A 20,435-nucleotide genomic window follows, 5' to 3' on the forward strand; every position below is an offset into this window, starting at 1 on the left:
ACAGGATTACTCGACAGAATGATCAGATTGGGAACCGTTAACGACAGATGTTTATCATTAACTACTGTTACATAGGGTGATGTTACCCAGACACAGGATCGACTGGGCGACAGCATCGGGCAGGAACGAACTCGCCGAAGCGGACAACGGGGGTGGTTCCTGATGGCGACCATGACGCAACTGTTGCTCGCGGTGCTTCCACTCGCCACCATCGCCGTTCTGATGGTCGGGTTCTACTGGCCCGCGACGCGGGCGATGCCGGTGGCGTGGCTCGTCGCCATCGGCGCGGGAATCGTCGGGTGGGGGATGTCTCCGACGTGGATCGCCGCGTCGAGCATCCTCGGGTTCATCACCGCCTCGAACATCCTCTACATCGTCTTCGGCGCCATACTGCTTCTGTACACGCTGAAGCAGACGGGTGCCTTCGACGCCATCAACCGCGGCTTCGCCGCAGTCAGCGACGACAGGCGAGTGCAGGTCGTCCTGTTGGTGTTCCTGATGGGGTCGTTCATCGAGGCGGCCGCCGGGTTCGGGACGCCCGCGGCCATCGTCGGACCGCTTCTCGTCGGCCTCGGCTTCCCGCCGTTGGCCGCCGTCGTCGTCGCGTTGACGGGGAACCTGATGGCCATCACGTTCGGGGCCGTCGGTACGCCCCTCATCATCGGGATGATAGACGTCTTCGGCGACGTGAGCTTCGTCAACGAAGCCGTCCAAGCGCAGGGGATGACCGTCGCCGGGTGGGTCGGCAACATCGCCGTCTTCGCCGCCTCGTACCACGTCATCGTCGGCATCGCCGTTCCGTTCATCGGCGTGGCGATGATGACGCGCTTCTTCGGCGAGCAACGGTCCATCCGACCGGCGCTCGAAGTGCTACCGCTGACGCTTTTCGCGTGGGCGTCGTTCGCCGTCCCGTACTGGCTCACGGCCTACTTCCTCGGACCGGAGTTCCCCGGCCTCCTCGGTTCGATGGTCGGACTCGTGGTGACCGTCGGCGCTCTGAAGGCCGGCTACTTCCACCCCGACGACGACTGGGACTTCGCTCCCCGAGAGATGTGGCCCGACCACTGGGTCGGCGACATCGAACCCGGAGAGACGGAGACGGGACGAGACGTCGGCGTCGCCGCCGACGGCGGCGTCGTGCAGGGTGGCAACGGCCAGATGTCGCTCACGAAGGCGTGGACGCCGTACGTCGTGTTGGCCGCGCTCCTCGTCGTCACCCGCGTCTGGGACCCCCTGACGAACTTCCTGACCTCGACGCTCGTCTTAGAGTGGAACAGCATCCTCGGGACGAGTCTCGGCGACAGCATCCAACTGCTCTACCTGCCGGGCGCGATGTTCCTCGCCGTCCACCTCGTGACGATTCCGTTCCACAGCATGGACGGCGAGGGGGTAAAGGACGCGTGGACGGAGACGCTCGAAAAGGTCGCACCCGCAGTCGTCGCGTTACTGTTCGCCGTCGCGACGGTGCAGATAATGCTCCAGTCGGGAACGGCGACCGGTAGCGAGGGGATGCTCATCGTCCTCTCGAACACGATGGCGGACTTCACCGGCGCGCTGTACCCGTTCTTGGCCCCGTGGGTGGGCGCACTCGGCGCGTTCCTCGCCGGGTCGAACACCGTCTCCGACATCCTGTTCGGCACGTTCCAGTACGGCGTCGCAGACAGCATCGGCACGCCGAAGACGATAATGCTCGGTGCGCAGGCGGTCGGTGGGGCCATCGGTAACCTCATCGCCGTCCACAACGTCGTCGCTGCCCTCGCCGTCGTCGGACTCGTCGGACAGGAGGGCCGAGTCATCAGACTCGAACTCATCCCGTTGGTGTACTACGCGACGTTCACCGGTCTCTTGGCGTTGCTGTTCAGTTACGTCCTCTTCCCGGGGGTGTTCTGAGACCGGACGACGCGCCGAGACGCTGTCTGTGCGACGCGGACGGAAATCACACTCCGCATTTTTATACGACACTGCCTAACACGCTGGTAGACAGATGGCCTCCAACACGCGCGACACCGCCCGCGACCCGTCGGCAGACGAGAGGGCGAACTACGACTACGTGAGCGACGACGTGGACCGGCCGGGCCTCGTCTCGGACCTCGAAGACAGAGTCGAGGGCGACGTTCGGTTCGACAGTTACACCCGACAGCAGTACGCCACCGACGCGTCGGCGTACGAGAAGACGCCCATCGGGGTGGTGATGCCGACGTCCACCGAGGACGTGGTCGCCGTCGTGGAGTACTGCGCGCGCCGCGAGATACCCGTCCTCCCCCGCGGCGGCGGGACGAGTCTCGCCGGACAGACCGTCAACGAGGCCGTCGTCCTCGACTTGATGAAGTACATGCACGACGTGCGGTCGATAGACCCCGACGCCGAGACGGCCCGCGCGCAGGTCGGAGCCCGGTTGGGCGACCTGAACGCGGAGTTGAAACCCCACGGCCTGAAGTTCGCACCCGACCCGGCGTGGGGCGACAAATCCGCTCTCGGCGGCGCTATCGGCAACAACTCCACGGGGTCGCACTCGCTGAAGTACGGCAAGACCGACTACTACCTCGAAGAGGCGGAAGTCGTCCTCGCGGACGGCACCGTCACCACCTTCGGCGAGATATCGGTCGAGACGCTTCGCGAAGAGGGCGACCCGGAGGGAGATTTGGAAGCGCGCATCTACGCCGAAGTCGCGCGCGTCTTAGACGAGAAAGCAGAGGAGATAGCCGAGGCGTACCCCGACCTGAAGCGGAACGTCTCGGGGTACAACCTCGACATGCTGGTCGACGAGATGCGGGGGGAACGGCGACTGCCGGACGACTCCGGCCCGGACCCCGAGAGCGAACCGGGGACGGTCAACCTCGCGCGGTTGCTCGCGGGGTCGGAGGGGACTCTCGCCATCGTCACGGAGGCGACGGTGTCGCTCGAACCGATTCCGAACACGGCGTCGGTGGCGCTTCTGACGTACCCCGACGTGGTGAGTGCGATGGAGGACGTCGAACCCATCCTCGAACACGGCCCCGCGGCGGTGGAGGTGATGGACGACGTGCTGTTGGACCTCGCGCGAAATACCGCGGAGTTCCGCGACGTGGTCGGGATGCTCCCCGAGGGGACGGACGCCGTCCTCCTCGTGGAGTTCTACGCCGAGGACGACGACGACGGCAGACGACAGGTGGCTGACCTCGTCGCGGACCGCGTCCCGGCGGCGGAGTCGTCGGCCGCCCCCTCCGAGGACGCTCACGAGACGACGACGAAACCGGTGACGGCGCTGACGGCGATGGAGGCGCACGACGCCGAGACGCGCGCGCAGTTCTGGAAGATGCGCAAGTCCGGCCTTCCCATCCTCCTGTCGCGGACGACGGACGAGAAACACATCGCCTACATCGAGGACACCGCCATCCCGGCGGAGAACCTCCCGGCGTACGTCTCGGAGGTACAGGAGATACTCGACGACCACGGCACGTTCGCGAGTTACTACGCGCACGCCGGGCCGGGCGTCCTCCACATCCGCCCTCTCGTCAACACCAAAACGGTCGAGGGACTGGCGGAGTTCGAGGCCATCGCCGACGAGATGACAGACCTCGTCGTGAAGTACGGCGGGTCGGTTTCGGGGGAACACGGCGACGGCCGCGCGCGCACCCAGTGGAACCGAAAACTGTACGGCGACGACCTCTGGCGGACGTTCCGCGACCTGAAGTCGGCGTTCGACCCGGACTGGCTCCTGAACCCGGGGAACGTCTGCGGCGACCACGACATGGCGGAGAACCTCCGGTTTTCCCCCGACTACGAGTTCGACGCGGAGTTCGACACGACGCTGAACTGGGAGAACGAGAACGGCTTTCAGGGCATGGTCGAACTCTGCCACGGATGTGCGGGCTGTCGCGGCCCGCAGGAGACGACGGGCGGCGTGATGTGCCCGACGTTCCGCGCCGCAGAAGAGGAGATACAGTCCACCCGCGGGCGGGCGAACATGCTCCGTCAGGCGATGAGCGGCGGCCTCTCGGAAGCGGAGATGTTCGAAGACGAGTTCGTCACCGAGGTGATGGACCTCTGTATCGGCTGTAAGGGCTGTACGAAAGACTGCCCGAGCGAAGTGGACATGGCGAAGATGAAAGCGGAGGTGGTGCACGAGTACCACGAGCGAAACGGGGCGTCGCTTCGCGACCGGATGTTCGCGAACATCGACACGCTCTCGAAGGTCGGAAGCGCTCTCGCGCCCCTCTCGAACGCGGCGTCGAAGGTGCCCGGCGCGCGGACGGTGATGGAGAAGACGCTCGGCATCGCGAAGGAACGCGAACTACCGACGTTCCACCGCGAGAGCTTCGCCGATTGGTTTAAAAAACGGGGACGGTCCGGGGTCCCCGAAGCGCAGGCGGACCGGAAGGTGTTGCTGTTCCCGGACACGTACACGAACTACAACCACCCCGAGGCGGGCAAAGCGGCCGTCCGCGCCCTCGAAGCCGTCGGCGTCCACGTCCGGATACCCGACGGCGTCGCCGGGTCGGGCCGCCCCGCGCACTCGAAGGGGTTCGTAGACGAGGCGCGCCGCGACGCAGAGCAGAACGTCGAGGCTCTCGCCCCCCTCGTCGAATCGGGGTGGGACGTGGTCGTCGTCGAACCGTCCGACGCGGTGATGTTCCAACACGACTACCTCGACTTGCTGTCGGGCGAAGACGCCGAGGCGGTGGCGCGGAGCACCTACGGCGTCATGGAGTACTTCGACTCGTTCGGACTCGTCGAGGCGTCGTCGCTCGACCCGAACGCGCCCTCGCTGAAACTGACGTACCACGGTCACTGCCACCAGAAGTCCACGAAGAAAGACCACCACGCCGTCGGCGTCTTGAACCGAGTCGGCTACCGGGTCGACCCGGTGGACTCGACGTGTTGCGGCATGGCCGGGAGTTTCGGCTACGAGGCCGAACATTACTCGATGTCGAAGGCCATCGGCGGCATGCTCTCGGAGCAACTCGATGAGTCGAACGGCGACGTGGTCGTCGCGCCCGGCGCGTCCTGCCGGTCCCAGATAGGCGAGTTCGACGGCGAGAACGAAGAACCGCCGCACCCGGTCGAGATGCTTGCCGACGCCCTCGTCTGAGGGTGTCTACGCCTCGTCTCCGAGAGACGCGACGACGTCGGAGAGCGCGTCGAGTCCGGCGGCGGCCGCCTCGGGCGACTGTCCGAGGGCGAGGCGGACGTGGTCCGGTCGGTCGAAGAAGCGGCCGGGGACGACCAACACCCCACGGTCCCACGCCGCCGCGGCGAACTCGTCGCCGGTGGCCGCCGCGTGCGAGAGGAGAGCGAACGGGCTGTCGGGGTGGACGCGCCCGGAGAGTCCGTCGTGGTCCGCGACGAACGAATCGAGGTGGTCGTGGTTCGCCGCGAGGTGGTCCCGCGCCGACGCCGTGAGGTCCTCGGCGTGGTGGACTGCGCGCGCCGCGAGGCGGCGACTGGGTTCTGCGACCGACGAGAAGTGATACGACACCGCCCGGGCGCGTTCGACGAGTTCCGTCGGGCCGACGAGCCATCCGATTCGGAGACCGCCGAGGCCGTAGAACTTCGTGAGCGACCCGGTGACGACGGTGTTCTGCAGGCCCGCGGCGGTCGGACCGCCGAACGCGCGCGCCGACGACTCCTCGGCTCTCTCCCCGTCGACGTACGGCGCGTACACTTCGTCCACGAGGAGGTAGCCGTCCGCGTCGGCACAGACCCGCGCCACCTCGGCCAGCGTCTCGCGGTCGGTGAGGCTCCCGGTCGGGTTGTGTCGGTTCGTCGCCACCGCGAGTGCGAACGGGTCGGTGACGGCGTTCGAGACGCGCCCCGGTTCGAGCACGGACCCCTCGTCGTCCGGGCGCACGAACCGGTCGACGCGCCCGCCGAGTGCCTCCGGCGTGACGACGTGCGGTTGGTAGCCCGGCTTCTCGGCGAGGACCTGCGGCCGCCGTTCGACGTTCGAATCGGACGCCGACTCGACGGCCGCCGCGACGGCGAGGAAGTTCGCCTGCGTCGCCCCCGCCGTCACCAGCACGTCCTCTTCGTCCACACCGTACTCGTCTGCGAGTAACGCTTCGAGCGTCGTCCCCTCGGGCACCGACCGGTCGCGGAGCGATTCGGGGACGACGCCCCCGTCGTCCGGCGACGCCCGCAGGTCGCTCGACGCGAAGTCGTGTTCGGCCGCCTCCGGGCGGCCGTCGATCCATTCGAGATACGGGAGCGTCGGGAACATTGGAGCGAACTTCCCCGTCTGCGGAGTAAGGTGTTCGGGTAGCGGTCGGCGGTCAGTCGTCGGCGAGTCCGGGCGGGCAGGCCGACGCCGACTCGCGCCACCGGGCGGCGATTCGCCGCCGCGCCCACTCGACGGCCTCGGGGCTGTCGTTGCGGAGGACGCCTCGGAGGCCGTTGGCCGTGTGAGCGACGAGTACGGCCTCCGCGCGAGTCGGCGTCGTCCCGACGACGAGCGTGTACGACGGCAGTTCCGCGGCGTGTCTGATGTCGATGCGTCCGGTTCGGAAGCCGTCTCGGACGGCGTCGGCGTACTGGGAGACGAGACGCCGACAGACGGAGTCCGTGACGAGCATCCGGGCGGTCAGGTCTCCGTCGACGAGTTGCTCGCGGTACGCCTCGACCTGCGCGGGGAAGACGGCCGAGACGAATCCGACGACGTACGACGACCGTTCGAGGAGGTCGACGAAGGACTCTATCGCTGCCGAGGGCGACAGCGGTTCGGCCTCTACGACCGTCGCGCCGTCGAAGAGAACGGGGTCGGCGTCGCCCTCGCCGTCGAGTCCGTCGAAGAGGGCGGAGGCGTCGAGGAGGCCGCCGATGCGGCCGACGGCGCGGTCGTACTCTCGGAGAGTCAACTCGCCCGTGACCGTCCGGTAGTACCCGTCGTCGGACCGACCGACGAGTCCCGCGTCGACCAACTCCCGAACCGCGCGGTCGACGGTCGACCGAGAGACCGACAGTTCGTCCAGTAACTCCCGCTTTCGGCACTCCTCCGGACCGATCTGACGGAGGACGTTCTCGCGCCGACCGAGGATAGAGAGAACCGACGAGGCGTCCTCCGGAGGCATGTTGGTGGTATCCACGGCGAGCCGGTAAAAAAGTTGGAACCGACTGAGCATATAAAAGGGGAGAAAATTACATATACTATAACCGGATAGCGGTGCGGAGTGTCGGCAGATGAATTAAATACGGTCGAAGCGTAAACACTGGCTGCCGGGGTGCCTCTGACTCAACCGGCAACGCCGACAGCCTCGGCCTGCCCGGACTGGGGCGTCGGTCTGAAGGGACTCTCTACTCTTTCCCTTCGAAAGACTCGACGACAGCAGACAGAACCGTCTCCGCGTCTCTTCCGGACGCCAGGTGGGCGGTGCAGTCGCAGTCCGACGACCCGAACCGAGGGACGGGGACCGAGAGTGGCTCACGTTCGCCCGCCGACGGGGAGGCGTCCGACGAACGCAGGCGACGCGCGACGCGACATTCGATATCGGCGTTCGGCGACGCGACGACCGACACGAGCGTACTTTCGGGGTGGCCGCCGAGATAATCGACGTGCCAGTGACGGACGTCGTGGTCGCCCGACGCGACGCGGCGGTGACGCGCGACCCGTCCGAGACCGTTCGACCCATGGGCGCTTCCGACGTAGGCGTACGCGCCCGCCGGAAACGCGCAGTCGCCCAACGCGCCGACGTCGATTCGGGCCGCTTCTTCCAGTTCGTAGACGAGCGAGTACGTTCCACCCGCGGCGTCGCCGTCTCCGATACCGAGTTCGTCGTCGCCCGCGCGTATCGCCTCGGGGTCTACGACGACCGGTCCGCGCCCCGCCCGAGACACGTCTACGAGAGGGCCTCCGGTCGCTCTTCTGCCGATTCGAGGAGGCCATCGAACAGCGCTCTCGCCTCGTCCGCCAGCGGGTACGTCTCGTGGTAGTCGTCCGGGTCGCGGTCACGGCCGGTGACCGCGCCGACGGTCGCGGCGATTCGGTCGTAGTTGTCGCGGACGAGAGAGCCGACGATTCCGGGCGTCCCGGCGCGGTCGGCCAGTTCCTCCGCGGCGTCGCCGCCGGCGTACACGCGCCCCTCGCGACGGTCCACGAGGAACATGGCGAACGGCGTCTCGCCGAACTGCGCCTCCAAGAACGCCTGTGACGCGTCATCGTACCACGAAATCGCGCCGACGCGGTCCAGTTTCCGAAGCGCCTTCGCGGCGATAGAGCAGTAAGCGCACTCGCCGTCGTATATCAGCACGGCGTCGTACTCGTCCATGCGGGACCGTTCGGACCGAGCGAAGAAAACCGTGCTGGGAGTACCGGTGACACTCCGACGACCGAAAGCGTCACGACGGCGTCGGTCCGAGGACGGACGTGGACGACCTCGTCACGTGGCTCCGCGATAGACCGTACTACGAGGGCCAGATACGCGACCACCGGCGGGTCGAGAAACGCGCCCCGGAGTTCGGCGATATCGACCTCGAACCGCGCCTCGCGTCGGCGCTTGACGACGAGGGAATCGACCGACTCTACCGCCACCAAGTCGAGGCCATAGAGGCGGTCCGCGGCGGCGAGAACGCCGTGTTGGCGACGCAGACGGCGAGCGGAAAGAGCCTCGCGTACACCGTCCCGGCGTTCGAACGCGCGATGGACCACGGCGGGCGGACGCTGTATCTCGGCCCGCAGAACGCCCTCGTGGCCGACCAATCGGAGAGCCTCTCCGCTCTCGCGCGCGGCCTCGGGTTCGGCAGTCGCGTCTCGGTGGACCAGTACACGGGTCGCCTCTCGAAGACGGAGAAACGCGACGTTCGCAAGCGCCGTCCGACCGTCCTCCTCTCGAACCCCGACATGCTTCACTACGCGCTTCTCCCGCACGCGCACCGCCTCTGGGAGTGGTTCTTCTCGTCGCTCGAAACCGTCGTGATAGACGAGATACACGGCTACCGCGGCGTCTTCGGCAGTCACGTGGCGCTCACCCTCAGGCGACTGAACCGCGTCTGCGAACGGTACGGGAGCGACCCGCAGTACGTCTGCTGTTCTGCGACCATCGGCAACCCCGTCGAACACGCCGCCCGCGTCACCGGCCGCGAGGAGTCGTCGTTCCGCCTCGTCGACGAGGACACCAGCGGAACCGGCGCGACGCACTGGGTGCTTTGGAACCCCCCGGAGTACCGCGACGGCAGTCGCGAAAGCGGGCGACGGCGCTCCAGCCACGTCGAGACGAAGAACCTGTTCGTGGACCTGCTCTCTCGGGGGTACCAGACGCTCGCGTTCACCCGCGCCCGGCAGGCGGCCGAACGCTACGCCACCGACAGCGCCGAGGACCTGCGCGAACGCGGCGAACGCGAGACGGCGGCGGGCGTGGCGGCGTACCAAGCCGCGCTGGGACACGAGAAGCGCCGGGAGATAGAGTCGGGGCTCCACGACGGGAGCGTCACCGGCGTCTGGTCGACGAGCGCCCTCGAACTCGGCGTCGACGTCGGCGGGTTGGACGCCGTCCTCATCGACGGCTACCCCGGCACGCGGATGTCGGCGTTCCAGCAGGCGGGACGCGCCGGACGCGGCGACGACGACGCCCTCGTCGTCCTCGTCGGCGGCGAAGACCAACTCGACCAGTACCTGATGAACCACCCCGAGGAGTTCTTCGGCGTCACCGCGAGCGACGCGAGCGGTGGCTCGACGGACTCGTCCGTCGGTGGAGAGCCGGAACGCGCCATCTCGAACCCCGAAAACGAGGAACTGCTGCCGGACCACGTAGCGAGCGCCGCCGCGGAGAACTGGCTCTCGCGGGCGGACGAGGCGCACTTCGGCGGGACGTTCCCCGGCGTGGTCTCCGCGCTCGAATCGGCGGGCGAACTCTCCCGCAGGGAGACGGACGGCGGACTGCGCTGGATTCACTCGGGCGACGGCAGCCCGCAACACGAGATGAGCCTGCGGACCATCGAGAGTCGGGAGGTGGACCTCCTCGACGGCCGGTCGAACGAGGTCATCGCCTCGCTCTCGTTCGAGGACGCCCTGCGAGACGCCCACCGCGGCGCGATATACCACCATCAGGGCCAGTCGTACGAGGTGACGGAACTGGATTTAGACCGCGACACGGCGGTTGTGCAACCGACGTGGGCGGACTACTACACCCGCGTCCTCCACGACAAGACCGTCACCGTAGAGGAGGACCTGCGCTCGAAGGAACTGTCCGCGCGTCCCGACACCGCCGTCCGCTTCGCCGACGTGACGATGCGAAAACGGATTACGGGGTTCGAGCGCAGAGACCCCAAACGGGGCGAGGCCATCGGACGAGAGTCGCTCGACCTGCCGGAGACGACGCTCCGGACGAAGGCGCTGTACTTCACCGTCCCAGCGGACGCGGAGAGAGCGATGCGAGAACAGGGGGGAGAGTACGGCTTCAACGGCGGCATCCACGCCGCCGAACACGGGATGATTTCGCTGTTCCCGCTGTCGTTTCTCTGCGACAGGGGCGACATCGGTGGCCTCTCGACGCCGCACCACCCCCACACGGGCCGACCGACGGTCTTCGTCTACGACGGCTACCCCGGCGGCGTCGGTCTGACCGAGAGCGGATACGACGAGGTGGAGACGCTGATGGGTCGAACGAGGAGGATGATAGCCGACTGCGACTGCGAGGACGGCTGTCCCGCCTGCGTGCAGTCGCCGCACTGCGGTAACGCGAACGACCCCCTCTCGAAGGCGGAGGCGGTCCAGTTGCTCGCGGCGCTCACAGACGACTGAAACGGCCCGCGGCGCGCGATTTCGGTCAGAAGAACCAGATTTCGTCGGTGTCGAGCAGCCCCCGTTTCATCGCGCGGCGGAGTCTCTGGTCTGCCGGCAGTTCGGTCCACTCCTCGGGCCTCTCGTCTTCCGGGATATCGTCGAGGAGTTCGACGAGCGTCTCGTTGAGGAAGCTCCCGTTCTGGCCGCACTCGGGGCACGTCAGAATGATGAGTCGGACGCGGTACTGACGGTGCTCTCTCGCGCCGCAGTTCGGACAGACGTACGTCTCGGTCACTACGAGTGTGTTGTGTGTCGCACGTACACGACATTTACGACCGACCGGCGTCGGACCGACGGTTCGGACGGGCCGCCTACGGGACGCGCCGCCAGACTGCGGCGTCCGCGTTGGCGAGTTCGACCGCCGCACCTCCGTCTACGTCGGGCGCAGAGAGGAGGATTTCCCAACCGTCGGTCGGAATAGCGGGTGCGTTCTCGTCGTCTACCGCGTCGGCCGCGAGCGATTCCGGCGAGACGGTCACCGGGACGCCCTCCATGTTCGCGGCGAAGAGCAGTTCTTCGTCGCCCGACGGCGACGTGCGGAGTCCGTAGTAGAGCACCGTCCCCTCCGTCGGGTGCCGGTAGGTGAAGTAGTCGTCCTCGCGCAGGTCGGCGCGAAGCCACGGTCTGTCGTGGCGGAACTCGCGGACTGCGAGGGAAAGTCGGGTCCGTTCGTCGTCTTGGGCGTCGCGCCACGCAGAGAGGTTCGCGAAGTCGTGAACGTCCCGCATCCACGCGTGCGCGTACGTCTCCAAGTCGCCCGCCGACAGGCCGTCTCCGAGCGGTTGGTCCATCGCCGACAGCATCGCCGCCATCACGTCGAGGTCGTAATCCGTCGCGTCCACGGCCGCAGAAAGCGCGTTCATGAACGTCCTGAGTTCCTCGCGGGATTCGAAGCCGAGGTCCTTCACGCGCCGGAAGAACTCGGGGTTCTCGAAGTCCTCGTCGCGCACCTGCCAAAACAGGAAGTTCGACTCGTCGGCGACGACTTTCACGTTCCACTCGGCGTCGGTGTCGCGAACGAACCCCCACGGCGCGCGCATGTTGGCGTTGACGAAGTCCATCGGGACGCCGGGGAGGAAGCAGTGAAACAGCATCGACGACGCGGGATTGTCGTACGCCTCGTCGAGCGTCTCGGGGTAGTCGTCACCGAGATAGGGGTTGACGGGCGATTGGTTGAACTCCACCGTCGGGTCGAGTTGCGTCCCGCGGCGGACGGTGTCGTGGTTGGCGACGCCCGTCAGCCAGTGACCGCCGAACTCGCCGATTTCGCGGACGCGCCACCACTTCGTCGCCCAGAAGGTGAGCAACGCGGGCGTGTTGTGCGCGAACGTGATTGGTGACCACTGGAACGAGTGGGGATGTTGTTCGACGAGTGCGCGGTACGAGGAGGCCAACTCCCAGTCCTCGCGCGGCCACGGCCGACCGTCCTCGTATATCATCCACGGGCGGTACTCGGTGCCCGCAACCTCCTGCGTAACGCGGTCCATCTCAGCGAGGAACGCGTCGTCGTGGTACATCTCGCCCGTCTCGGGGTCGTGAGAGGTGAAGTCCTGCGCCCCGTCCACGCGGATGCCGTCGGCCCCGAAATCCATCTTGCGGTGCTGCATCTCCAAGAAGACGGCGCGCGCCGTCGGTTCGGTGTAGTCGAGGTGCTTTCCGTACATCCCCGGTCCGAGGACGTAGCGGTCCGAGAGGAGTTCCGCACCCCTGTCGTCCGCGTGGCCCAGAGCCACGTCGAAGACGACTTTGATCGGTCGCGGCAGGTCGTGGCAGGCGGCGATGAAGTCCACGAGTTCGTCCGGACGGCCCGATTCGAGGATGGCCGGGTTCGGCGCGGAGAACGCGCTGACGACGATGTCGTACCCCCAGTTTATCATCTCGGGGCGGGAGACTGCCGCCGTCACGGCGTCGTCGCTTTCGGCTTCGACCGACCAGAAGTCGTGCTCCTCCTCGTTCTCGGTCAGGGGTTCGACGGGCATCACCTGTATCGCGTCGTACCCCGCGAAGTTCCGCTCCCACGGTTCGAGTTCCTCGCCCGCGCGCCGTTTCCGACCGATTTCCTCGTACACTTCCGCGAGGCCCGCGAGCGACCCCGACTCGGTGGCCGTCCCGGGGTGAATCTCGACCATGCTCACCGCGGGGTCGACGCGCGGCAGGCCGTCGTCGTCGGTCGTCGAGACGCGTTCCGCGTCGGTTCCGAGGGTGCGGAAGTACTCTCGGTCCGCGCGCGTCTCGTCGAGGCGCTCGACGTCGTAAAACTCCGCCGGGGCGAACGCGCCGAACGGAACCGAGTACGCGAGGGGGTCGGAGACGGTCTCCCACCCGTCGTCGGTGCGGTAGGCGAGTCGGTAGAGCGACCCGAGCGTCTCCCGAGTTCCGGGTCGCATCCCCGCGACGACGCCCCAGTGGTACTCGCCGCGTCGTTCGAGGGGGACGCGTTCGCGGCGGAACTCGACGCGCCGAACGTCGGTGTCGCCCGGGTCAACGCCCTCGGGCGGGGTCAACACGTCGAGAAACACGTCGTCGGCGGGGACGCCGTCTTCGACGAGTTCGGGGGTCCAAAAGCCGACGCGGGCGTTTCCGTCTCCGTCCGCGTGGACGCCGAGTCGGTCGGTCAGTTCCGTCGCCGCCTCGAAGGCCGACTCGTGGCGCGCCGTCACGTCGTCGTGCCACGCGAGGAGTTCGTCTGTCGGTTCCCGCAGCAGTCGGCAGTCGTGCTCTGGGTTCATGTGTCGGGGAAGGAAGGCCGTAGGAGGGGGACTCGCGGCGCGCGTCGGCGGTCGATGCTCACTCCTCGACGCGGTGGACCGCGACGCTATCGACGCGCAGTCCGTCGGCGTCGGCGAGGTCGTCGCCCGTTATCACGTCGGTCGAATCGACCGAAAGCCCGTCTACGCCGACGGTGGCGGCGTCGTCGCCGAAGTTGAGAACGCAGACGTACGTCTCGTCCGGTCCGTCGCGGGCGAACGCGACGGCGTCCTCGCTGTCGGCCTCGTAGTCGATGCGTCGGAACGCGCCCTCGTATCCGAGCGCCGGCGTCTCGTTGCGGACGTCGATGAGTCGCTGGTAGTGGTCTCGAATCTCCTCGCGGGCGTGGTCCCACGCGAGGGCGTCCCGACGGCCGCGTTGACCGAGTTCCTGCCCGCCGTACAGCATCGGGACGCCCGGGAGCGTGAACAACGCGCCCGCGGCGGCCATCGCGGCGTCCTCGCCGCACTCGACGATGTAGCGCGTCTCGTCGTGGTTCTCGATGTACAGCATGAACGCCGCGTGCGACGGGAACCCGACTTCGGAGCGTTGGTCGACGGCGTCGAGAAGCGCGTCCGCGGGTTGGTGGCCCCGACCGACCTGCCGCATCGTGAAGTAAAGCGTCGTGTCGAAATGCATGTCGAACATCCCGTTGTGAAAGTCCGCGACGTACGGGATGGTCTCGTCCAAGAGGAGAAACTCGGGGTCGCGCGACTTCACCCGGTCGCGGACCTCCTGCCAGAACGTGTCGGGGACGGCCCACGCCATGTCGCAGCGAAAGCCGTCCGCGATTTCGAACCACCGGTCGACGGCGTCCAACAGGTGGCGGCGGACCTCCAAGGTCGTGTAGTCGAAGTTCGCGATGAACTCCCAGTCGAAGTAGGTGCCCGGTTCGCCGTTTTCCTTCCACTCGTACCAGTCGTAGTACTCCGAGTCGGGGTTCTCGTACGCGTCCTCGAAAAACGGGTGGTCGCGCGCGGAGTGGTTCAACACGAGGTCGAAAAGCACCTTCATCCCCCGGTCGTGGGCGGCCTCGACGAACGCCTCGTAGTCCTCGCGGGTGCCGAGGTCCTCGGCTATCTCGTAGAAGTCCACGATGTTGTAGCCGTGCGGGGCGTGGTCGTTCTGGAGGACCGGCGTGAGCCACAGACAGTCGACGCCGAGGTCAGCGAGGTAGTCGAGACGCTTCTCCAACGCCTCGAAGGTGGTTTCTGCCTCGTCGTCGTCGGAGGCGAACCCGCGGACGTAAATCTCGTACAGCGTCACCTCTTTGGCCCACTCCGGGGGGTCGTTCGGGCGCGACACCGTGACGGCGTCCGCGCCGGAGGCCGGAACCGATTCCGCCTCGCCGCCGTCGGAAACGAGTTCCGTCGCCATCGATTCGGAGCCCCCGTCGGTCATCGCGTCGCGCGTGAACTCGACGCTGTCGGGGACGCTGTAGGAGTCCGCGAGTGCGACGGCGTGGACGCGGAGGCGGTCGCCGACGGCGGAGAGAGGCACGCGAAGTTCCCACCCCGACACCTCCACGTCGGACTCGGAGATGCCGTCTCGGTCGTCCACGAGGAACTCGACGACGAGGTCGTCTCGGTCGGTGTCGCTCTCGGGGTTCGGTTGGGGGTCCGCGCTGACGACGACGTGGTCGCCCTCGACCGACCCGTGGAGTTGGATTCGGGGGCGGCCGCCACCGCCGCCGCCGGACCCGGCACCTGAACCCGACCCCGAGACGCCGCCGCTTCGCTGCGTCGTCTCGGTCGGACCGCTCTGGAACCCGCTGTATCCGCTCTGTCCGGACGACCCGGTGCCACCGCCGGTCGGGGCCATGTCGCCGCGGAACACGCGGAGGGTGAGTTCGTGCGTCCCGTCGGGAGCGTCGAGTTCGACGACGAACGTCCCCGCGGCGTCGGGCGTGAAGTCGAGTACCGCCTCGTCGTCGTCGAGTTCGAGTTGGCTGCTGACCGGCGCGCTCTGTACTCGCCACCGGTACGATGCGTCGGGGTCTGGGTCCCGCGGAGCGAGTTGTACGGTCTCGCCCACGGCCATGAATCGGGGCGGGCCTGGGTGATGCATACTACTACCAACGGCACGTCGGCCCTTTGTCTTTACTCCTGTTCGAAGAATTGTTGTGGAGCCTGATTAACCGGTCGCTGCGGCGATAATCGGCCGTTTGCGGTTTCCGATAGAGTGGAATTCTCGTCTATCGGACAGTATCAGCCAATACTTATGTCTCGGGCGGACGCCTGCACATGATATGAGACTCCGGACCGCACTCAACGATTACAAGCGCGACCGCGGCGCGCGGCGCTTCCCAGAGGAGTGCCGGACTGCCGACGGCGCGTTCTCCGGCCACGGGGACAGACTCGTCTACGTCGGCGCCGACGGGTCGCTCCGTGACTACTCGTCTTCGCTCTCTGGTCTGTACGGCATCGACCGCTCTCGCTTCGGCATCGAGGCGGGGGGCGAGACCCAGTGGTTCGACGACCTCGAACCGGTTCGACAGCACTACTATCGAGAGACGAGCCTCGTCGAAACCGAGTACGACGCCGGGGAGTTCACCGTCCACCAGTACGACCTGACGCTCGGACGGGCGCACGTCACGCACGTCGAACTCCGCGGAGCGATACCGACCGACGCGCACCTGACCGCGTTTCTCACGCTCGCCCCCGAGGGCCGAGAGACGCGCGTCGGCCGCCTCATCCACGAGGAGGGCGGTCCGGAGGGCAAACAGGCGGTCGAAGTGTTCCACAGGGACGAACACGACTACGTCACCGCTTCGACGGGTCTCGACGACGTCCGTGGGCAGGTCCCCGAACGGTTCGAGGAGGTGCTCTCCGAGGAGGTGTTCGAGTTCCCGCGCGAGGCCGTCCTCCAGCAGTACGAGGACACGCACCTCAGCGGCGACATCGTCGTCTCCGCCCCTCTCGAACGGGCCGGTCGCGGCGCACAGACCACGCTCGTCACGCAGCTTTCGGACCACCGAGAACTGTCGCGCGAGGAGGCGCTTCGTGACCTCCGCCACTGCGCGCTCGACCACGCCACCTCCGACGACATCCGGGCGGCGGCGCGCGAACGCGCGGAGGTGTACGTCCCAGACCACGTCCCCCGCGAGGAGTTGGTGCGCTCCGACCTCCGCGCCCTCTCGCTTCTGACGGCACCGTCGGGGTCGCACATCGCCGGTCCGGAGTTCGACCCGTTCTACTCGCACACCGGCGGGTACGGCTACACGTGGTTCCGCGACGACGCCGAACTGTCGCGCTACCTCCTCGGCGCGGACGACCTGTTGGACCTCGAACTCACCGAGGGTCTGGCGACGGCGGCGCGCTTTTTCTGCGACACGCAACTGGAGGACGGAACGTGGCCGCAACGCGCGTGGGCGGTCGACGGCTCTATCGCCCCGGGGTGGGCGCACGCCCGCGTCGAAGGCTCCGAGAAGCCCGAGTATCAGGCCGACCAGACCGCGAGCGTCGTCTCCTTCCTCGCGACGCTCCTGCGCTCTCGGCGCGGCCGACTCGACCCCGACCTCCGCAGAGACGTGCGACGGACGGTCGAACGCGGCGTCGAGGGACTCGACGACTCGCTCGAAGCCGACGGGCTCCCCGAGAGATGTCAGAACGCGTGGGAGAACATGGTCGGGCGGTTCAGCCACACGGCCGCGACGTTCCTGCAGGCGTACGCGGCGGTCGCTCGGGCGCCGGTCGGCGAGGAACTGGCCACCCACGCGCGAGAACAGGCCGACGCGGTGTTCGAGGGGCTCGACCTCCTGTGGGACGAGGGCTACGAGGTGTACGGCCTCCGCCTGCAGGGCGAGAAACTCGACTCGCGCATCGACTCGGGGTCGTTCGCGCTCGTCGACGCCGTCGTCGAGTACGACGAACTCGCGGACGTCGACGAACGGACGCTCGACCGGTTGGCCTCGCACGTGGAAATCGCGCTCGAAGACCTCTACCGCGAGTCCGACGACGGCGAGGTGGCCGGACTCATCCGCTTCGAAGACGACTACTGGCGGAGCGCGGGACAGGACGACGAGAAGGTCTGGTCCGTCTCCACCGCGTGGGGCGTCAACGCCGCCGCCGACCTGGCGGTGCTTCTCGACGACTACGGCCGCGAGGACGAGTCCGAGGAGTTCTTCGAGCGGGCGTCGAACCTCTACGAACTGCTCCGAGAGGACGGCCCCTTCACGACGGAGTCGGGCAACCTCGCAGAGCAGGTGTTCGACGACGGGTCGTTCGACAGTGCGACTCCGCTTGGGTGGTCGCACGCGCTTCGCCTGCACGCGACGGCGGTGCTCCACGAGCACGACGCGCTTCCCGCTCCCAAGCCCGCGCCGTCGGGGCCGGAACACCGTCCGCGGTGGACCACCGGCGAGAAGTACGGCGTCGGCACCGTCGCCGACCACACCGAATCGGACCCCTCGCGCCTCTGGTTCACGCTGACCGAGGGGTCGCTGACCGAGATTCGCTTCCCGCGGGTCGATCTGATGAACATGCGGACGCTCGATTTCCTCGTGGTCGACGGCGACGCCGACTCGACGTACACCGCGCGGACGCACAACGAGACGCGGCGCGACGACCACGCGGACACCATCGAACGCACCGCCGAGATGGTCGAAAACGACGCGCTCTGTTACCGGCACACGATACGCGAGACGGGCGACGGCCGCGGCCACGAGTGGACGCTGACCGTCGAGTACGCGACGGACCCCGAACACGACGCGTTGCTCGTGGACGTGAACTTCGAATCCCACGACGGCAACGAGTACGAACTGTACTCCGTCGCCGACACCGCACTCGTGAACACGGGCGCGACGGACAGAGCGCTCCGCCTCGGTCAGATGGGCACGTACCATCTCGTCGCCCGCGACGCCGGCGCGTACGACCAGCAAGGCGAGACGGAACCGCTCCTCATCGACGAAGAGGGAGAAGAGTACAGCGTCGCCGTGGCGATGACTTCGGCCGGTCGGTTCGACTGGGCCACCGTCGGCGTCGCCGGGTCCGAGCATCTGTCGGGGCTGTTCTCCGCGGGCGAACTGCCGACGCCGCAGGACGGCATCGACAACGAGAACGTCGTCCTCGTCGGCCGCGTCGGCATCGGGACGCGACTGTCCGAGACGCTCGCACTCGGGTTCGCAGAGAACGCAGACACCGCCGCCGCACTCGGCGAGGCGGCGGGCGCACTCACCCGCGGGTACGAGACGGTGCGGCAGGCTTACGCCGACACGTGGGCCGACTTCCTCGCGGACAAGGAACTGCCGACGTCCGTCGCCGACGACGCGGAACTCGCGAACCAGTACCGCGCCTGCTTGATGACGCTTCGCGCAGTCGAGGACAAGACGTTCCTCGGCGCGGGCATCGCCTCGCCCTCCGTGCCGTGGGGCGAAGCCGTCACCTCAGAAGAGTCGAAGGGGTACGGGTACAACTTCGTCTGGTCGCGCGACCTGTATCAGGTGTTCACCGTCTTCGAAGCCGTCGGCGACGTGGAGACGGCGATCGACTCCTTGGAGTACATCTACGAGTTCCAACAGGACGAACGCGGCTTCATCCCGCAGAACACGTATCTGAACGGCCGCACTCGCTGGGGCGGCGAGCAGATGGACAACATCTCCTTCCCGTCGGTGATGGCGTACATGCTCGCCGAACACGGCGTCACCTTCGACGACGTGGACTACGACTACGTGAACGTAAAGCGCTCTGCGGACTACGTCGCGCGTAACGGTCCGCCGACCGCTCAGGAACGCTGGGAGGAGGAGGCGGGCTACTCGCCGTCCTCCATCGCCGCGGAGATAGCGGGCCTGTCGTGCGCCGCCTCGTTGGCCATCGACGAGGGATACGACGCAGACGCCCTCATCTGGCTGGCGTTGGCCGACGACTGGACCGAACGCGTCGAGGACTGGTGCGCGACGACGACCGGAACCGACCGCCACGAGCACACGCCGTATTACGTCCGCGTCACCCGCGACGGCGACCCGGACGCGGGGCACCTCCGGACGCTCGCGAACAACGGGCCGACGCTCGACGAACGCGAGATTATCGACGGGGGCTTTCTCGAACTCACCAGACTCGGAATCAAGTCCTACGACGACGCCGTCATCGAGAACTCCGTCCGCGAGATGGACGACACGATTCGCGTCGATACGCCGCACGGACCGGCGTTCTACCGCTACAACGGCGACGGCTACGGCGAACGCGAACGCGGCGACGAGGGCGCGCCGTGGTCCGTCGAGTCCAAAGGAAAGGGCCGCCTGTGGCCCATCTTCACGGGCGAACGCGGCGAGTACGAACTCCTTTCGGGAACCGACGAGGGACCGCTTGCGCCCGACAACCTCCTGCGGACGATGGCCGGGTTCGCGAACTCCGGTCGGATGCTCTCAGAGCAGGTGTGGGACCGCGAACACGCCACGGACTACAACTGGGAGTTCGGCGAGGGAACCGGCGCGGCGACGCCCCTCGCGTGGTCGATGGCGCAGTACATCCGACTCGCACACGGCGTCGCCGCGGGCGAACCGGTCGAGATGCCCGACTTCGTCCGCGACCGGTACGTCGACTCCGACAGGCCGAACGGCCCCAGACTGCAGGTCAGTACCCGGTTCATGGGCGACAAACTCGTCGTCTCCGGGCAGACCGACGCCGCAGTCGTCGCGGTGAAGACGCCGAGCGAGACGATGCTCGTCGAACCCGAAGACGGACAGTTCGAGGTGCGCCCCGACATCGAGTACGGGGAGAACCAGATTACCGTCGCGGCGGCGACGGACCGCGGCCTGACCGAGGCGGGAACCAACGTCACCCGCTTTACTCTCTGAGACGGCGCACCCGACCGCGCGTCGTCGCAAACCGGGAGCCCGCGGCCCGCCACCCCGCGCGGGTTCGACGCAAAACGTAAGTGTCAGACGTGAGTCGTTACGACCGCCGCGGCGATCTCCCCCTGGTCGCCGTGGACACCC

Annotated in this window: 11 protein-coding genes; 4 read left to right on the plus strand and 7 right to left on the minus strand. The window is 67.3% G+C overall.

Annotated features, from left to right (window positions below):
* Positions 1–162 precede the first annotated feature (162 nt).
* On the plus strand, positions 163–1,890 hold the full coding sequence (locus tag BM167_RS14205) for an L-lactate permease (RefSeq protein ID WP_092893381.1): 1,728 nt from the start codon (positions 163–165) through the stop codon (positions 1,888–1,890).
* Between the two features lie 94 nt (positions 1,891–1,984).
* Entirely contained in the window at positions 1,985–5,071 is a 3,087-nt protein-coding gene (locus BM167_RS14210; protein WP_092893382.1) for an FAD-binding and (Fe-S)-binding domain-containing protein, read from the plus strand.
* 6 nt (positions 5,072–5,077) lie between these two features.
* Here BM167_RS14210 and BM167_RS14215 read toward each other — a convergent pair whose 3' ends face one another.
* From BM167_RS14215 to BM167_RS14230, 4 genes are all read right to left on the minus strand, one after another.
* Positions 5,078–6,199 (minus strand): pyridoxal phosphate-dependent aminotransferase, encoded by a 1,122-nt coding sequence (locus tag BM167_RS14215; RefSeq protein WP_092893383.1) that lies wholly within the window; start codon positions 6,197–6,199, stop codon positions 5,078–5,080.
* A gap of 52 nt (positions 6,200–6,251) precedes the next feature.
* Positions 6,252–7,046 (minus strand): helix-turn-helix transcriptional regulator, encoded by a 795-nt coding sequence (locus tag BM167_RS14220; RefSeq protein WP_177213383.1) that lies wholly within the window; start codon positions 7,044–7,046, stop codon positions 6,252–6,254.
* 223 nt (positions 7,047–7,269) lie between these two features.
* Positions 7,270–7,809 (minus strand): GIY-YIG nuclease family protein, encoded by a 540-nt coding sequence (locus tag BM167_RS14225; RefSeq protein ID WP_092893385.1) that lies wholly within the window; start codon positions 7,807–7,809, stop codon positions 7,270–7,272.
* 2 nt (positions 7,810–7,811) lie between these two features.
* Positions 7,812–8,240, minus strand: a complete 429-nt coding sequence (locus BM167_RS14230) for a DCC1-like thiol-disulfide oxidoreductase family protein (RefSeq protein WP_092893386.1) — start codon at positions 8,238–8,240, stop codon at positions 7,812–7,814.
* A 98-nt stretch (positions 8,241–8,338) separates the two neighbouring features.
* On the opposite strand from BM167_RS14230, the gene BM167_RS14235 reads away from it, so the two are divergent.
* Positions 8,339–10,711 (plus strand): DEAD/DEAH box helicase, encoded by a 2,373-nt coding sequence (locus BM167_RS14235; RefSeq protein WP_092893387.1) that lies wholly within the window; start codon positions 8,339–8,341, stop codon positions 10,709–10,711.
* A gap of 25 nt (positions 10,712–10,736) precedes the next feature.
* Here the strand turns inward: BM167_RS14235 and BM167_RS14240 are convergent, their stop codons facing one another.
* From BM167_RS14240 to malA, 3 genes are all read right to left on the minus strand, one after another.
* The gene (locus BM167_RS14240) at positions 10,737–10,988 is read right to left on the minus strand and encodes a hypothetical protein (RefSeq protein ID WP_092893388.1); all 252 of its coding nucleotides are present in this window, start codon (positions 10,986–10,988) and stop codon (positions 10,737–10,739) included.
* Between the two features lie 76 nt (positions 10,989–11,064).
* Positions 11,065–13,482, minus strand: coding sequence for a glucosylglycerol hydrolase (gghA, locus tag BM167_RS14245; protein ID WP_092893389.1), 2,418 nt, complete (start codon positions 13,480–13,482; stop codon positions 11,065–11,067).
* Between the two features lie 58 nt (positions 13,483–13,540).
* Positions 13,541–15,568 (minus strand): alpha-amylase MalA, encoded by a 2,028-nt coding sequence (gene malA, locus BM167_RS14250; protein ID WP_281244638.1) that lies wholly within the window; start codon positions 15,566–15,568, stop codon positions 13,541–13,543.
* 181 nt (positions 15,569–15,749) lie between these two features.
* On the opposite strand from malA, the gene BM167_RS14255 reads away from it, so the two are divergent.
* A complete protein-coding gene (locus BM167_RS14255; RefSeq protein WP_092893391.1) occupies positions 15,750–20,294 on the plus strand; it encodes a DUF7997 domain-containing protein in 4,545 nt (1,514 codons plus the stop codon).
* Positions 20,295–20,435 lie beyond the last annotated feature (141 nt).

Origin of the sequence: Halopelagius inordinatus (assembly GCF_900113245.1) — an archaeon.
Classification (GTDB): Archaea; Halobacteriota; Halobacteria; order Halobacteriales; family Haloferacaceae; genus Halopelagius; species Halopelagius inordinatus.

Coding starts and splice junctions, on each gene's coding strand:
- BM167_RS14205 (WP_092893381.1), top strand. CDS start 163: ATGGCGACCATGACGCAACTGTTGCTCGCGGTGCTTCCACTCGCCACC.
- malA (WP_281244638.1), bottom strand. CDS start 15,568: ATGCATCACCCAGGCCCGCCCCGATTCATGGCCGTGGGCGAGACCGTA.
- gghA (WP_092893389.1), bottom strand. CDS start 13,482: ATGAACCCAGAGCACGACTGCCGACTGCTGCGGGAACCGACAGACGAA.
- BM167_RS14215 (WP_092893383.1), bottom strand. CDS start 6,199: ATGTTCCCGACGCTCCCGTATCTCGAATGGATCGACGGCCGCCCGGAG.
- BM167_RS14220 (WP_177213383.1), bottom strand. CDS start 7,046: ATGCCTCCGGAGGACGCCTCGTCGGTTCTCTCTATCCTCGGTCGGCGC.
- BM167_RS14255 (WP_092893391.1), top strand. CDS start 15,750: ATGAGACTCCGGACCGCACTCAACGATTACAAGCGCGACCGCGGCGCG.
- BM167_RS14230 (WP_092893386.1), bottom strand. CDS start 8,240: ATGGACGAGTACGACGCCGTGCTGATATACGACGGCGAGTGCGCTTAC.
- BM167_RS14210 (WP_092893382.1), top strand. CDS start 1,985: ATGGCCTCCAACACGCGCGACACCGCCCGCGACCCGTCGGCAGACGAG.